The sequence below is a fragment of the Enterococcus sp. DIV0800 genome, from assembly GCF_050559735.1.
Classification (GTDB): domain Bacteria; phylum Bacillota; class Bacilli; order Lactobacillales; family Enterococcaceae; genus Enterococcus_A; species Enterococcus_A devriesei.
On record NZ_CP187898.1, the window covers coordinates 816708 to 833068 of the forward strand.

General features: G+C 41.8%; 15 protein-coding genes. 9 read left to right on the forward strand and 6 right to left on the reverse strand.

Going from position 1 to position 16361, the window contains the following annotated elements:
* Window positions 1–60 precede the first annotated feature (60 nt).
* Complete coding sequence (locus tag IGI54_RS03875) at window positions 61–621, forward strand: histidine phosphatase family protein (RefSeq protein ID WP_071863289.1); 561 nt, start codon at window positions 61–63, stop codon at window positions 619–621.
* A 31-nt stretch (window positions 622–652) separates the two neighbouring features.
* Here IGI54_RS03875 and IGI54_RS03880 read toward each other — a convergent pair whose 3' ends face one another.
* The 3 genes from IGI54_RS03880 to IGI54_RS03890 all read right to left on the reverse strand — a co-directional run bounded on the left by IGI54_RS03880 (window position 653) and on the right by IGI54_RS03890 (window position 3742).
* Entirely contained in the window at window positions 653–1558 is a 906-nt protein-coding gene (locus IGI54_RS03880) for an L-lactate dehydrogenase (RefSeq protein WP_430621211.1), read from the reverse strand.
* Window positions 1559–1626: 68 nt separating this feature from the next.
* Complete coding sequence (nrdI, locus tag IGI54_RS03885; protein ID WP_216428925.1) at window positions 1627–2076, reverse strand: class Ib ribonucleoside-diphosphate reductase assembly flavoprotein NrdI; 450 nt, start codon at window positions 2074–2076, stop codon at window positions 1627–1629.
* Between the two features lie 514 nt (window positions 2077–2590).
* Entirely contained in the window at window positions 2591–3742 is a 1152-nt protein-coding gene (locus IGI54_RS03890) for a hydroxymethylglutaryl-CoA synthase (RefSeq protein WP_430621212.1), read from the reverse strand.
* A 233-nt stretch (window positions 3743–3975) separates the two neighbouring features.
* On the opposite strand from IGI54_RS03890, the gene IGI54_RS03895 reads away from it, so the two are divergent.
* Window positions 3976–6393, forward strand: a complete 2418-nt coding sequence (locus tag IGI54_RS03895) for a hydroxymethylglutaryl-CoA reductase, degradative (RefSeq protein ID WP_430621213.1) — start codon at window positions 3976–3978, stop codon at window positions 6391–6393.
* 100 nt (window positions 6394–6493) lie between these two features.
* On the opposite strand, the gene IGI54_RS03900 is transcribed toward IGI54_RS03895, so the two are convergent.
* Complete coding sequence (locus IGI54_RS03900; RefSeq protein ID WP_071863294.1) at window positions 6494–7561, reverse strand: endonuclease/exonuclease/phosphatase family protein; 1068 nt, start codon at window positions 7559–7561, stop codon at window positions 6494–6496.
* Between the two features lie 128 nt (window positions 7562–7689).
* Here IGI54_RS03900 and IGI54_RS03905 point away from each other — a divergent pair, with 128 nt between their 5' ends.
* Entirely contained in the window at window positions 7690–8271 is a 582-nt protein-coding gene (locus tag IGI54_RS03905; protein WP_216428534.1) for a GNAT family N-acetyltransferase, read from the forward strand.
* Window positions 8272–8325: 54 nt separating this feature from the next.
* Here the strand turns inward: IGI54_RS03905 and IGI54_RS03910 are convergent, their stop codons facing one another.
* Together IGI54_RS03910 and IGI54_RS03915 are read right to left on the reverse strand one after the other, a co-directional pair.
* Entirely contained in the window at window positions 8326–8847 is a 522-nt protein-coding gene (locus IGI54_RS03910; RefSeq protein ID WP_313630319.1) for an LURP-one-related/scramblase family protein, read from the reverse strand.
* Window positions 8848–8870: 23 nt separating this feature from the next.
* Window positions 8871–9734 (reverse strand): Cof-type HAD-IIB family hydrolase, encoded by an 864-nt coding sequence (locus tag IGI54_RS03915; protein WP_071863297.1) that lies wholly within the window; start codon window positions 9732–9734, stop codon window positions 8871–8873.
* 149 nt (window positions 9735–9883) lie between these two features.
* Here IGI54_RS03915 and IGI54_RS03920 point away from each other — a divergent pair, with 149 nt between their 5' ends.
* The 6 genes from IGI54_RS03920 (at window position 9884) to IGI54_RS03945 (ending at window position 16360) form a co-directional block, all read left to right on the forward strand.
* Window positions 9884–10564 carry a uracil-DNA glycosylase gene (locus IGI54_RS03920; RefSeq protein ID WP_216428536.1) on the forward strand — a complete coding sequence of 227 codons (681 nt, stop codon included), beginning with the start codon at window positions 9884–9886 and terminating at the stop codon, window positions 10562–10564.
* 158 nt (window positions 10565–10722) lie between these two features.
* Entirely contained in the window at window positions 10723–11703 is a 981-nt protein-coding gene (gene pta / locus IGI54_RS03925) for a phosphate acetyltransferase (protein ID WP_216428537.1), read from the forward strand.
* Window positions 11704–11919: 216 nt separating this feature from the next.
* Window positions 11920–13509 carry an alpha-glucoside-specific PTS transporter subunit IIBC gene (locus tag IGI54_RS03930; protein WP_216428539.1) on the forward strand — a complete coding sequence of 530 codons (1590 nt, stop codon included), beginning with the start codon at window positions 11920–11922 and terminating at the stop codon, window positions 13507–13509.
* A gap of 22 nt (window positions 13510–13531) precedes the next feature.
* A complete protein-coding gene (locus IGI54_RS03935; RefSeq protein ID WP_430621214.1) occupies window positions 13532–14863 on the forward strand; it encodes a 6-phospho-alpha-glucosidase in 1332 nt (443 codons plus the stop codon).
* A 63-nt stretch (window positions 14864–14926) separates the two neighbouring features.
* Entirely contained in the window at window positions 14927–15691 is a 765-nt protein-coding gene (locus IGI54_RS03940) for a MurR/RpiR family transcriptional regulator (RefSeq protein WP_430621215.1), read from the forward strand.
* A 219-nt stretch (window positions 15692–15910) separates the two neighbouring features.
* Window positions 15911–16360, forward strand: a complete 450-nt coding sequence (locus tag IGI54_RS03945) for a hypothetical protein (protein ID WP_430621216.1) — start codon at window positions 15911–15913, stop codon at window positions 16358–16360.
* Window position 16361 lies beyond the last annotated feature (1 nt).

The window sequence follows — 16361 nt, forward strand, 5'->3', positions numbered from 1 at the left end:
AGAATGAAATCAGTTTCAGTGTTTTTCATTTTTTGAGCTAGATTAGAGAGGGTTGTTATAGTGCTTTACGTTGCAAGACATGGAGAAACGGAATGGAACCATAAAGGAATTATTTCAGGCAGAAGCGATATTGCTTTATCAGAGGTCGGCTATCAGCAGGCGGAGCTATTAGCAAAGGAAGTCGCTAATTTATCACAGCCAATCACAAAAATTATTCATTCACCGCTTCAACGTGCAAAGGAAACAGCACGGATCGTGGCGGAAAAAAATAAGTTACCCATGAGCGTTGACGAACGTTTGATTGAATTAGATTATGGCGACTTTGATGGAACGAGTGATCAGCAGTCAGTTTATTTGCAGTTGCGGACACAGTTTGCGGTGCGATATCCCAATGGCGAATCACTAATGGATGTTTATGCTCGTATCGTTCCATTGCTAACTGAATTGGAGCAAGACCAAGAAAATACCTACTTGTTGGTTTGTCATAACTCTGTGATACGCGCGATGAAAAATTATTTTGAACCATTGGAGAATGAAAAAGTCTTCAATTATCGGACGCCAAACGCGAAATTGATCTCATTTGATTGGGAGAAAGGGTCCACAATTATTCAAAGCGCTTAAAAGGCTGGACAATGCGTCCAGCCTTTTTTCTTTAAATCGTTTCGTACATTGTTTTTATCGTTTGGATGGTGAGCTGCCATTTTTGCTTTTCGGCTGCTGTCAGGTTGAGCGGGATCGATTCATTGATTCCTTTAATCGAAACCTTGGCAGGTGAGCCGGCGTAGCACTTTTCAATTGGTTGATAATGGCTAACGGGCACGATCAGCTGATTATCATTTAAGATCGCTTCGACGATTCGTGCGGCCTGAATGGCAATCCCATAAGAGGTATAGCCCTTTCCTCTGAAAGTGGTCCAACCACCTTTGCGCGCTGCTGCATCAAGCTCTATCCGGTGTTCGCTAGTTAAAGTCTCGGTGACTGGCAGACCACCGACAGTGACAGTGGACCAAGCAACAAATTGACTTTCACCGTGCTCACCGATTACATAGCCGTTCACGGAAGTCGGGTGGACATTGATTTTTTCGCTGACTGCGTGCTTCATCCGAGCGGTGTCTAAAGAAGTGCCAGTACCAAAGACGCGTTCTTTAGGCAATCCGGTTAATTCCTGCAAATAGCGGGTAATCACATCGCAAGGATTCGTAATGTTTAAGATAATCCCTTTAAAGCCGGAAGCTTTAATTTTAGGTGCCCACTCTTCTACGATTGTTTTTGTCAAATTCAGCTCGGCAAAGCGATCTGAATTACCATTAAGGATCGAAATATTCCCAGCGGAAAAGATCAGTACATCGGTGGTAGCTAACTCAGATAAATCTGGTGCGATCAATTTAACTTGATGTGGCTGTTCCATTTGTCCATCAACTAGATCATTTAGTTCAGCTTGAACGAGGTTTGTATTTGTATCGAATAAGACTACTTCATCAACGATTTGTTTAGCGATTAATGTATAGGCAGTGGTGCTGCCAACGTGGCCGACACCAATAATTGCGACTTTTCTCAAATTCTTCACTCCTTTAAAAAAGAATGCTACTTTAATGAGAAAATGTCAATAAAATGATGAGTGAAAAATCAGTTTGCTAAAGCAGATTTTAGACAATCATAGATACGCTCGCAATCTTTGGTGGTACCTCGCAGTTCATAATCCGCTAAAAAAGGAAATCCAAAGGCCTCGCTATATTGTTTAGCAGTAAGACAGTATTGGTAATTAAAATTTTTATTGCCACTGCCGACTACGCCGAGACATTTTTGATAATTAGCCTCATAGTCCAAGTACTCCCGCATGACTTCGGTCAAAATTTCAGTATCACCATTGTCTACGCCATTCCCACCTTCGAGATAAGTCGGAACGAAGGTAAAAAATTCTTCCGCTTCTGTTTCGAAGGGACTGTTCTCAGAGATCTCTTTGCTAGTAATCAGTGGATTTTTAGCGTCTGCCTGGTGCTGTTCGGCAGCATAAGTTGTTAGTCTTTCGACAAAAGCACGGGTGTTTCCTGAAATTGATATATATAAAATATTCATTGAAATCATTCCTTCCATGGAGAACATTGTAACATGAAAAAAATCGACCAGCAAAACTGTAAACGCTTGCAAAAAGTCTGGAAATATGGTATAAAATAGGTGTAAGGGGTAGTATCCCTAAAGTTGTTAAGGATCAAAGCAACATGAAATGAATGGAGGCATTCATTTCAAGAGAGAGTGCCTAAAAGGGCAGGAAGGAAGTAGGGATTTTGAGAACTCCTTACCAAGGAATCAAGGTCTAACAGGATGAGAGATGTAGACAGTAGAACCATTTCTCTATTTAATGGTGAGGCTTAAACGAACATTCAATCACAAGAACAAAAACGTTTAAGACCTAGAAAAGAGTGTAAATATTCTAGAAACTTAGAATGAAACAAAAACACACAGCCATTAGACCTGTTAGACTATTTTTGTGTCTAAAAATAAGAGGTTGGAACAGAAGCTACTTCTGGACCACCGTTTATATGTAAAAAAGGAGCTGAGCCATAACTGTCTCAGCTCCTTTTGCGTCAAATTATTTATTGTAGTAACGAATATCGCCATCGATTTTGTTGATAGCAAAGTCGGTTGGATCGGAGAAGCGATGACTACCTCCGTCGGTTGGTAATTTTTCGTTGAACATGTTTTCATATTCTGGAATGGTCAAACGTTTTCGTTGTGCCAACAACGTATGATTTTTTTCCGAGGTTAAATAATTTTTGTAATCTTCCATCAAGTTCATGGAGAAAAATTCGCTGACTGCACCAGAACCATAGCTGAAAAGCCCCACTCTGTCTCCCGCCACTAACTGGCTATTATCTAACAACGATAATAAACCTAAATATAGTGAACCGGTATAAAGATTGCCGACTTGGCGGCTGTAAAGGATTGCTTCGTCATAGCGAGCTTCTAAACGCTGTTGTTCTTCCTCTGGCATCTCAGGGAAAATGGCCCGTAATGCTTTTCGACCCATCTTAGTATAAGGTAAGTGAAAGGTAAGGGCAGCGTAGTCTTCACTACTTGTTTGATTGATTTTTTTATTTTGCTCCCAGATGCGTGTGAAAGAATCAATATAGATTTGATTTGAGAGATGACCATCGACCAATGGATAATCATGACCAGCCGGGCGCCAGAAATCATAGACATCTTCAGAATAGAAGACGCTATCGTTATTAAAGGCCAAAATATGAGGCTCTTTCGTTATAAGCATTGCGACAGCGCCACAACCTTGAGTGGGTTCCCCCCCACTATTTAAGCCATATTTAGCGATGTCGGCTGCGATCACTAACACTTTGCGGTCAGGATGCAAGCTTACATAATCATGTGCTTGTTGCAAGGCAGCTGTACCACCATAGCATGCGTGTTTTATTTCAAATGAACGAGCAAATGGTTGGATATCTAACAGGTTATGGATAATGACGGCAGCAGATTTTGAAAAATCAGTACTTGATTCTGTTCCGACAATGACCATATCGATGTCCTTCTTGTCTTCATCAGTAAGAATTTTTGCAGCAGCACTTGCCCCTAAAGTAACGATGTCTTGGGTCTCAGGATTAATCGCCATTTGATCCTGTCCAAGACCAATGTGAAATTTGTTAGGGTCAGTTTCCCGCGCGTTAGCTAAATCGGTCATATCGAGATAGTAATTAGGCACATGAAAGCTGATTTTATCAATTCCTATAGTCATATTGCTCCTCCTAGTTCTTATGATTGAATCCTTATTGATAGAATTCATTGTTTGCGGCGGATAACGATCCGCTATCGTAAAAAAAGAAATCAAGAAATAGATTTGTTCCTCTTCCATTGGTAAATATATCATAGAAAGGTCAGAATTAGGTGAGTTTGAATCTTAAGAAATTATAAAACTATCTGTGCTATACTTACGTCTGGTTTTTAAACAATTTTATTGGAGGTGCACCCTTGGAAGAAGTAGTCATTTTAAGTGCTGTACGAACACCAATTGGAAGATACAGAGGTAAATTAGCGAGCGTGTCAGCGGTAGAGCTTGGTGCAATCGTGGTGAAAGAAGCAATTAACCGGGCAGAGATCACCGGACAAGAAGTTAATCAAGTTTTTATGGGAAATGTCTTGCAAGCCGGCAATGGACAAAATGTCGCTCGTCAGGCAGCAGTGAAGGCTGGGCTTGCTTATGAAGTTCCGGCAACGACGATCAATGAAGTTTGTGGGTCGGGATTGAAATCGATTATTTTTGGTATGCAGCAGATTCAGCTTGGTGATGCTCGGGTTGTGGTGGCTGGCGGAACAGAAAATATGTCTCAGGCGCCAAAAGTGACTGGCTTTGATTATGTGACACAGGAATGGCAGGAGCCAAAGTCTAGCATGATCTATGATGGCTTGACAGATGCTTTTAGTGGGAAGCACATGGGATTAACCGCCGAAAAAGTGGCGGACCAATACCAGATCACTCGTGAGATGCAGGATCAGTTTGCCTATGATTCGCAAATGAAAGCAGCACAAGCAAGCCGTGAAGGAAAGTTTGAGTCAGAAATCGTGGCGGTGCCGCTTGCAGATGGCAGCACGTTATATACCGATGAAGGCATTCGAGCCGATACGACGCTGGAAAAAATCAGCTCGTTAAAGCCAGCCTTTAAAGAAGGCGGTGTAGTGACGGCGGCAAATGCCTCAACGTTAAACGATGGTGCTTCGGCGGTTGTTTTGGCTTCAAAAGCTTACGCGATTGAACATGGCTTGGATTATTTAGCAGAGATTAATGGCTATAGTGAAGTCGGAATCGACCCTAGTATCATGGGGGTTGCACCTGTTTCGGCCATCAACCAGCTGCTACAGAAAGTAAATCGGACCACAGCAGATATCGATCTGTTCCAAATCAACGAGGCTTTCGCGGCAGCATCGGTGGCGGTTCAAAAAGAGTTAGCTTTGCCGGATGAACGGGTTAATATTTATGGTGGAGCAATTGCCTTAGGCCATCCGATTGGTGCCAGTGGGGCCCGAATCGTGACGACCTTGCTATCTGAGCTGATACAAGAAGGAAAACAACGTGGCGTTGCCAGTCTTTGTATCGGTGGCGGCTTAGGCTTGGCCTTAATGGTTACAAAAGCGGAGGATCAGGAGACAGCCCAAAAAAAATTCTACCAGATGACGCGGGCAGAACGTTTGGCGTCATTGGTTAAAGAAAAAAAGCTGTCAGCTAAAGACGCAGCCCAATTAGCCAGTGAAACAGTTTTACCAGAAAAGATTGCGAATAATTTGATTGAAAATCAAATCAGTGAAGCGTCGATTCCTTTAGGCGTCGCACAAAATTTTGTGATTAACGGTAAAAAAAAAATCATTCCAATGGCAACAGAAGAACCGTCTGTCATTGCGGCAGCTAGTAATGCCGGAAAAATTATTGCAAAGGCTGGCGGATTAGCAACGCGAGTTATTGGACAAGCGATGACGGGGCAAATCGTTTTACGCAATGTTTCAGATTTAGTAGCCACTAAAAAATGCCTTCTACACAATGAGACTTTATTGTTTAAGACCGCTGAAACGAGTTATCCTTCGATCTACCAAAGAGGCGGCGGATTACGATCGATTGCGATTAGAACTTTTGCGGAAGGGTATCTGTCACTTGATCTTGTGGTAGATACAAAGGACGCGATGGGTGCCAATATCGTGAACACGATGTTAGAGGCGGTCGCTCAAGAAGTACGACAGCTATTGCCTGAATCGGATGTACTATTTAGTATTTTAAGTAATTATGGGACGGAATCGCTGATCGAGGCTCGTTGTGAATTGCCTTTCAGTCAGATTTCGGCTGAATTAGCGGAGAAGATCGCTGCTGCAAGTGATTATAGCAAACTTGATCCTTATCGAGCGGCGACACATAATAAAGGAATCATGAATGGCGTCGATGCGATCGTCTTAGCGACCGGCAATGATACCCGTGCTGTGGCAGCGGCTAGTCACGCGTATGCAGCTCGTAACGGTCGTTATGAAGGCTTAAGTGAATGGTCTATCCAAGCAGACAAACTAATCGGCCAGCTAGTCATGCCAATGAAAGTTGGGATCGTTGGGGGCGCCACAAAAGTTTTGCCGAAAGCACAAATTGCTTTAAACATATTAGAAGTAACTGACGCGGCTGAGCTAGGTGAAATCATTGTAGCGGTAGGACTTGCCCAAAATTTAGCAGCGATTCGGGCCTTAGTGACAGACGGAATCCAAAAAGGCCACATGGCGATGCAAAGTCGTTCCCTTGCTATTTCGGCAGGGGCGACTGAAAATGAGATTGCTGAAGTAGCCAAACAATTGCGTCACTCCGAACGAATGAACTCGGCGACCGCTGAAGCGATCATCCAGCAGATTCGAGAAGGTTAATCGCTAAAAAAGCCGAGACAAACATTGTCTCGGCTTTTTTACTTATAAACGATGATTTAGAGGTAGTTTCTCGCTTAATCTCTTTAGTCGGAGGTAGCGATTATTTCAAACTAAAGTCTAAATAAACTGGATTATGATCAGAATATTGGAACGCCATATCTTTGACATGGAGATCCTTCACCTGAATGTTGTCTGAAAGTAAGAAACCATCAATCAAGGTCGTATAGGTGTGCCCTTTTTTATAAGGCTCATTTAAGGCCCGAGCCGAAGGGATTTTTTCTTCGGCTAAATTGCCATTAGGCAGGTGAAAACCTGCTGGCAATTGATCTTTAGGAAACGGATGAGTCCATGTTTCGCGCTTTTTACTTGTATTAAAGACTTCAGGGCTATTGCCTAAAACGTCGTGATTATAATCACCGGCCACCATAACATAATTGCCTTTTTGATATTCAGTTTCCATTACATCAAAAATTTTTTTCAATTGCGCGGCTTGCACGGAACGATCCTTTGTAAAAGCCGATAGATGTGTGTTGATAGCAATCAGCTCATGATTCCCTTTGACTGGGATACGGCTGACGGTAAAAGCGCGATCCAAATCAAAGAATTTATTGAAATTCGTTTCGATCGGTAATGAATAACGTTTACTGCTAGTGATCTCAGCGTGGCTCAAGGTGACTAAGCCTGATTTGGCTTGGCCGATGGGATCTGTAAAAGGATAGAATAAATAAGACGAGTCGTAATTTTGCCCATAAAGACTGTTATAGGTGGGTAAATGTTCTTTCAACCAAGCGACCTCATCGACATGCTGCGAACGATCCCCTGATTGGTCAACTTCTTGATAAAAAGCTAGAGTCGGAGCCACGTCTTTGGTCGTATTGACGATGCCTTGCATATTTTCTTCAACGGTCTTTTTATCATAAGCCCGTGAATATTTTCCACCATCCATAAAAAAGCTATAGCTTGGAGGGTAGGCACCATAGCCGATATTATGGCTCATGGCACGATAGGTTTTATTTGTTTCCAAGACCTCATTGTGCTGGTTATGCGGCTTTAAGGTCAGGTTGTCAGGTAAACGATCGTAACTAGCGAATAAATAAATCAAATAGCCGCCGAAGACGACGATAATTGCGATGACAATCCCCAAAATAATTTTTATAAATTTTTTCATTGGTATTCCTCCCGCATCAATCATAGCAGACTTTTCAGCGATCACAAAGTATCCTCACTTTCGTAAAAAAGCGCCTCATGTTACACTAGATGGGTAATGTTAAACGTTATTAAAAGAGAGGTTTTAAAATGATTCGATTTGCAAAAAAACAAGATGGTGCAGCGGTAGCTAAATTAATACTGGTTATTTTAAAGGACATGGAACTGGATTTTTTAGAAGAATTTGGCGAAGAGAGTGCTTTAAAAGTAATCGCGGCTTGCTTTACTGACCCAACCTATCGTTTTGGTTATGCCCGTGGCTTGGTCGAAGAGATCGACGGAAAAATCGCTGGTGCGGTCTTTGGTTATCCTGCTAGTCAAGAGGCGATCATTGATCTGCCGCTGCAAAATTATTTGCGGTCACAGGGCATTGAAGAAGAAATCAATATGTTTATTGATCCAGAAGCGTTCCCGAATGAATGGTATTTAGATTCGATCGTGGTAGATGAGCGTTATCGCGGACATGGAATCGGCTCAAAGTTATTGACGGCGGTGGATCGTTTAGCGACTCATGAAGGAGAGACGGTCATTGGCTTAAATGTTGATAAAGCCAATCCTAATGCCAAACGCTTATATTTACGTGATGGCTTTCAGGATGTCGGAGAAATCATGATCAGTGGACATCAGTATGATCATATGCAGCGAGCGGTAAAAACACGCGATCGCAGCTAAGAAAAAAGAATTTTTAGAGAAAACAGAGGACGGGCCGATTAGGCTCATCCTCTGTTAGTTTTGTGAAAAAGTGATCTCTAGAGCTGTCTCTTTTTCCCTGCGTTTGTTGCGATTATAGAGCCAGTAGTCCATGACGGCTGCGACGCAGATACAAACGGGTGCATCGGCAGGATCAGTGACATCTAGCGCATAGTAATCACCGGTCAGTAAGGTTGCTTTGTCCATCGTCATAACCGGCTGATTAAAGTGATTGATTTTATATTGATGATTATAAATATCCCCATAAACAGCCCAATGAAGCTGTTGGATGTAGTAAAAATCCCCTGGCCAATGAAAAATTTTATGAAGCACACCGACTTTAGTGTGATCCTGATAAATTTCAAATTTTCGGCCGAGAATCACGCTTGCTTGCTTGATGTAAGCCACGATCTGCCCATTCATCGCATAGAGAGACAGCACATTGCCTTTACGCCCCCAGTGACCTACCATTAAATAAAGTGGCACACCCTTACTATCTTTCACAATCGTACGGGTCACCGAGCTTAATTGTTTTTCTTGAATAAAAAATTCGGTCATGTTGATTCACACCTTTGTTTTTATCACTCAGAAAGGATTTTTTCGATTGCCGTTGCGACACCATTTTCTTCATTCGTATCCGTGACGTGTTTTGCGATTTTTTTAATCTCTAAAGCGGCATTGCCCATCGCATAGCTGTTTCCGGCATAAGTCAGCATCGAGACGTCGTTGAAATTATCACCAAAGGCCATAACTTCGTCTGAAGTAAAGCCGCGTTGTTCAGCAAATTGTTTCAAAGCGATCCCTTTTTGGGCATTGACATGATTGATTTCGATATTGGTTAATTCAGAAGCCGCGATGGCCAGGTCGCCGATTTCTTCTAATTCGATCGTGACTTTCTTTAGCCGCTCTGGGCCATTTTTATCAAAAGCGATGATCTTCAAGACGTCTTCACCGGTTTCTTTTAAAGTTTGGCGAATGTTCTCGACATAATCGATCGGCGTCAAGGTCAAATGTTCCGAGGAAGCGGCGATCGCCATTTTTTTCGATAGTTCAGGATCTCTGCTTAACAGATGTTCTGAAACAAATTCGATCCGCATGGATTGGTTCTCTGAATAGACGTGGTCTGCGGTGAAAATCTCGTAGTATAAGCCAGCCTTTTCAATGGCATCCATTACGGCCAGTGTTTTTTGTAGACCTATGGGAATTGTGAAAATCGTTTCACGTTGGGCATTCACCACGTGAGCGCCATTTAATAAAATCATCGGTACATGGATCTTCGCTTCGTCTAAAGAGATCTTCGCATGACTCATTCCACGACCGGTTGCTGTAATAAACTCAATTCCTTGTGCTTGAGCCTTTTTGATGGCTTCGATATTGGCTGTCGGAACCCGCATATGATTGTTTAATAATGTCCCGTCCATATCGGAGGCAATAAGTTTGATCAAAATTGTTCACCTAGCTTTCTTATCATTCACCGATAGTGTACCATAATCCCAGAGAGGATAACCATGTCGGATTTATTCTTAAAAAAGAATTAGCTGAGTAATTGAAAAATGAGCAATAAGCCAGCAAAAAAACATTAGGAGTGTACGCTGTGAAAGAAATCATCCACAATGAATGGCAAACCGTTCTGGCAGACCAATTCCAAGCGCCGTATTATTTGAAACTGCGAGAATTTTTAAAAGATGAATACCGGACACAAAAAATCCATCCGGATATGTATCATATTTTTGAAGCCTTGGAATTGACGCCTTATGATCAAGTGAAAGTCGTAATTCTAGGACAGGATCCTTATCATGGCGTGGACCAAGCCCACGGCCTTTCATTCTCAGTTCAGCCAGGGGTTAAGATCCCGCCGTCTTTGCGGAATATTTACAAGGAAATGGAAAGTGATCTTGGAATCCCACCTGTCCAACACGGGAATTTAGTTAGCTGGGCCAAGCAAGGGGTGCTGATGCTGAACACGGTGTTGACGGTCAGAGAAGGTCAAGCTTATTCTCATCGGGGCCAAGGCTGGGAGCAATTGACAGACGCAATTATTGAACGCTTAAATGAACGAGAAAAACCGATTGTTTTTATTTTATGGGGCAAACCGGCGCAAGAAAAAATAAAAATGATCGATACCACAAAACACGCGATCATCAAGTCGGTTCATCCATCGCCATTGTCGGCTCATCGTGGCTTCTTTGGGTCAAAACCATTTTCCCAAACCAATCAAATCTTGCAAGAATGGAATGAGCAGCCGATCAATTGGCAGCTGCCTGAAACAGTGTAGTATGACAACGGTTTCTGTTATAGAGACAGATTGTGAAAAGGTTCTTCATTCAAGTTTATTGGATTCTAATTAGTAGTACAGATGTTTTATTCTGTCCTTTTCTTTTCTTGTGAATTGTTGTATGATAAGTAAGAAATAAATTTCTGGAGGGTTTTATCGTGGATCTATTTGATAGTTTAAAATTTAAGATTATTCGCCGTAACATTAAAGTGGCATTTCCTGAAGCAACGGACGCACGGATTTTAGGAGCAGCTTCACGTCTAAGAGCTGAGGAACTAGTGGAACCAATCTTGATCGGAAACGTGGATGAAATTGAAAAAGCTGCGAACGCTCGTGGAATCGCTTTAGGCAATTTTACGATTATTGATCCAGATCATTTTGATCGTTGGGATGAAATGGTGGAAGCGTTTGTTGAACGTCGTAAAGGTAAAGTAACCAAAGAAGATGCTGAAAAAATTCTTAAAGATGAAAATTACTTCGGCACAATGCTGACCTACATGGGCATCACTGATGGTATGGTTTCTGGTGCGATCCACTCAACCGGGGATACTGTCCGCCCAGCGTTACAAATCATTAAAACCAAACCTGGCATCAGCCGGACAAGCGGCGCTTTCTTAATGGTTCGCGGCCGTGACCAAGAGAAATACTTATTCTCTGACTGTGCCATCAATGTGAATCCAAATGCGCAAGAATTAGCAGAAATCGCTGTCGAATCAGCAAAAACCGCTGAACTATTCGATATCGAACCTAAAGTTGCTATGATGAGCTTTTCAACTAAAGGCTCTGCCAAAGCACCTGAAGTGGATAAAGTAGCAGAAGCAACCAAAATCGCACAAGAATTAGCTCCTGATTATTTAATCGATGGTGAATTACAGTTTGATGCAGCTTATATTCCTGGTGTGGCACAATTAAAAGCACCTGAATCAAAAGTAGCCGGACAAGCGACAGTCTTTGTTTTCCCAGAATTACAATCAGGAAACATCGGCTACAAAATTGCACAACGCTTCGGTGGCTTTGAAGCTATTGGACCAATCTTGCAAGGCTTGAACAAACCAATCTCTGACCTTTCTCGTGGTTCAAACGAAGAAGATGTTTACAAATTATCTATTATTACTGCAGCTCAAACATTGATGAACTAAGCTTTATTCATTAAATAGAACAAACAGTAAGGCAAGAATCCATTTTAGGATTCTTGCCTTTTTCTGTGGGAAATTTCCCAGCCGCTGACACTTTGGAACAAAGCTGGAACCTGATTCCCGAAGTCTTTCCAAGTTATTGTAAACGGTTTATTTAGACTGTATAGTCAGAAATGTAAACAGGAAAAATAAATTGTTGGAAGGAGATGTGTTTTTGTCATGATGGAAAAGATTCAGCGGTTCGGGGGAGCGATGTTCACCCCAGTGCTCTTATTCTCTTTTTCGGGAATAATGGTGGCACTTTGTATCATTTTCAAAAATCCGATGCTAGTTGGTAGCATCGCCAATGAAGGGACGACTTGGTACGCGATCTGGAGCATTGTTGAAAATGGTGCGTGGACGGTCTTCAATCAAATGGAACTGCTTTTCGTAATTGGTCTGTCAATCGGGTTAGCAAAAAAGGCCAATGCTCGTGCGGCGATGGAAGCTTTCGTAGTCTACACGACTTGTAATTATTTCATTTCATCGATGCTTGAGTATTTTGGAGATTTCTTTGGTGTAAACTTCGCGGCTGAACCTGGTGGTGATAGTGGTCTGAAATTGATCGGTGGCATTAAAACCTTGGATACTGGAATTATTGGTGCGATTTTTATTTCTGCAATCGTTGTCTTTTTACACAATCGTTATTTTGATAAGAAGTTGCCGGATTTCTTAGGAATCTTCCAAGGCTCATCCTTTATCGTAATCTTAGGATTCTTCGCAATGTTGCCCATCGCGTTTCTGATTTGCTTGATTTGGCCGAAGGTTCAACAAGGAATCGGATCATTACAAGGCTTCTTAGCCAGCGCGGGAATTTTCGGTGTTTGGCTGTATACTTTCTTGGAACGAATCTTGATTCCTACGGGATTGCACCACTTTATCTACACACCATTTGTTTATGGACCGGCGGTGGTGGAAGAAGGTATTACCAAATATTGGATGGGTCATCTGCAAGAATTTGGTCAAACTACCACGCCATTGAAGCAATTATTCCCAGAAGGCGGCTTCGCACTGCACGGGAATTCAAAAATCTTTGCTTCACCAGGAATCGCCGCAGCCTTTTACTTTACGGCTAAACCAGAAAACCGAAAAAAAGTGTTGGCTATTTTGATTCCAGCGACTTTGACCGCTGTGTTAGCCGGAATCACCGAACCGCTGGAATTTACATTCCTATTTGTTTCTCCACCATTGTTTGCGGTTCATGCCTTTTTAGCGGCAACAATGGCTGCAACAATGTACGCCTTTGGAGTGGTCGGCGATATGGGTGGCGGACTGATTGATCTGCTAGCTAAAGTCTGGATACCCTTATTCCAAAATCACAAAAGTATGATCTTTACCCAACTCTTTATCGGTTTAGCATTTGTCGTCATTTACTTTTTCGTTTTCCGCTTTTTGATCCTTAAATTTAATTTGGCGACACCAGGGCGAGAAGAAAATGCGCAGGACATCAAGCTTTATTCGAAAAAAGATTACAAAGCCAAACAAGGCGCCCAGACGCCTGTACTGGAAGGTGCTAATCAATATACTGAGCAAGCGGCGGTTTACTTGGATGGGTTCGGCGGTGCCGAAAATATTGAAAAGGTCAATAATTGCGCGACACGTTTGCGAATCACCGTCAAAGATCAAAACTTGGTGCAGCCGGATGATGTTTTTCGCTCAGGTGGTGCCCATGGAGTGGTTCGAAACGGAAATGCTTTCCAAGTGATCGTAGGACTGGATGTGCCACAAGTTAGAGAACAATTTGAAACATTGATGGATATAGAAAACTAATTGCTAAAGGAGCAGATAAAAAATGAAAAAATTTTCAATTGTCATTGCAGGCGGAGGAAGTACGTTTACACCAGGGATTGTCTTAATGTTGTTAGATAACTTAGATAAATTTCCGATTCGCCAAATCAAGTTTTACGATAACTTAGAAGAACGTCAAAATCACGTAGCGAATGCCTGTGAAATTTTACTGAAGGAACGGGCGCCGGAAATCAAGTTTGTAGCAACTACTGATCCAGAAACGGCATTTACCGATGTCGACTTTGTGATGGCGCATATTCGTGTAGGTTTGTACGCGATGCGTGAAAAAGATGAAAAAATCCCATTGAAATATGGCGTGGTCGGTCAAGAAACTTGTGGACCTGGAGGGATCGCTTATGGCATGCGTTCGATTGGCGGTGTGCTGGAGTTAGTTGATTATATGGAAAAATATTCGCCTGATGCCTGGATGTTGAATTATTCTAACCCAGCAGCGATTGTAGCGGAAGCAACGAGAAAATTACGACCAACTGCAAAAATCATCAATATTTGCGACATGCCTGTCGGAATCGAAGAACGAATGGCGCATTCGATTGGCTTGAAATCGCGAAAAGAAATGGAAGTTCGTTATTACGGATTGAATCACTTTGGCTGGTGGACGGATATTCGTGACAAAGATGGCAATGATTTAATGCCGAAAATCAAAGCCCATGTTAAAGATCATGGCTATTCATTGCCAGAAGAAATCGAAGAATCACAGCATACGGATGCCAGCTGGATGCATACTTTTGCGAAAGCGAAGGAAGTCTATGCATTAGATCCCGATACATTGCCGAACACATATTTGAAATATTATTTCTATCCACAAGATGAAGTGGCGCATGCGAATCCGGAATTTACTAGAGCAAACGAAGTAATGGCCGGCAGAGAGCAGCATGTTTTTAGCGAATGTGATCGAATCGCAGAAGCCGGGACTGCAAAAGGAACAACTTTAGAAGTCGATGAACATGCCAGCTACATCGTAGACCTTGCCAGAGCAATTGCCTACAACACTCATGAAAGAATGCTGTTGATCGTGCCTAACGAAGGCGCTATCGTGAACTTTGATGAGACAGCGATGGTAGAAGTGCCATGTGTCGTTGGCAGCAATGGTCCAGAGCCATTGACACAAGGTAAGATTCCACGTTTCCAAAAAGGCTTGATGGAGCAGCAAGTGGCGGTTGAAAAATTAGTTGTTGAAGCTTGGGCAGAAAAATCGTATCAAAAATTGTATCAAGCGTTAGCTTTATCGAAAATCGTACCAAACGCTCGGATCGCAAAAGAATTACTAGATGATTTAATCGAAGCCAACCAAGACTTTTGGCCAGAATTGAACTAATCCCATGAAAATAGCCACCAACTCTTCCTCCTTCACGTATAATAGTGAGGGAGGAGGGAATTTATGAAATTAGAACAATTGATTCATCAGCATATGGAAGAATTAGGAGATTTAGACAAAGAAATTTTGCATTTTATGTTAGCCAATCCGGACAAAGTTCAGGCTTTAGGGATCATGGATCTCGCTGATTTGGTCCATGCCTCAAAATCTTCAGTCTTACGCACTACGAAGAAATTAGGCTTCTCCGGCTATTCTGAATTAAAATATTTTTTAAGGCATTCCGAAGCAAATAATGAAGCAAGTACAAGCGACGAACGGAATATTTTTGAAAAACAAACGGATGACATCAAACGAACACTGGAATACATGCATTCGGTCAACTTGGAGCCAATTAATGAGATGTTTGAACATAGTGAGATCATTTATTGCTTTGCGACAGGTTTTTCACAAAAAAACGCCATAGATGAATTTTACAAAATGATGTTGAGCGTGGATAAGCGTGTGCTAGTTTTGCCAAACAAAACCGAGCTGGATATGGTGATGCCGATGATTACTAAGAAGGATTGTGTCGTGGTGGTTTCTTTAAGTGGCGAAACGGATGAAGTAAAAGAGAATTTGACGACTTTTGAAATGCGAAAAATTCCGGTTCTGGCTGTAACCGCTGTTGGTGATAATTATTTCGCTAGACACAGCACCTACCATTTAAATTATTACTGTGACTATTTTGTAGTAGGTAAAAGAATGATTCAAGGCCAGTCATTGATCGCACTGAATTGTTTGATGGATTATTTAAGCCGTTCCTATGGCGTCTATGCCATTAAAGAATGATCGTTTTATTCTTTGCGATTCATTAGAGAAAGCCTCAAAATAAATTTATTGGAAAAAGGATGCCAGTTCGACTTTTCACAGTTTGTTAAAGAAAAAATCAAAAAAATTGAGAACTGAGAAAAAAGGATAGAAACTAGTGGAATGGTATACGGCTTGAGAATCAAACTTATTTTTCTGAAAGAAATATAAATACATTCATACGAAAAAGGAGAAATCAAAATGATAGCGCTTAAATCAATCAAGGTGAGCAAAAATCTATTACTTGGCTATTGGGTCATCCTACCGGCAATTTTTTATTTCTATTTATTTTTAGTCAGCTTCGATCAACAGATAGCGATCCAACAACTGGTTTTAGAAATTCCTGGGTTGGCATTGGCGTTATTACTTTCCTTTTTGACCCTGTTTCAAGCGGCGAGCCTGTACTTTATCACTTCGAGAGAAACGGGTTCTGATGCGGTGAAAAAGTTTTTAAGTTTCAGTATGATCCAGCAAATACTGACGGGAAACATTATTGGCGCCGCACTATGCTTTTTTGTAAACAAAAATTTCTACGGCGATCAGGTGGAAGCTTCGCAAAAGAATAAAATGATTCTTTATTCAGCGATCGGGTTTATCGGCTTGATTAGTTTAATTATTTTGCTGATTACAATCAAAATGAAGGGGGTGTAAA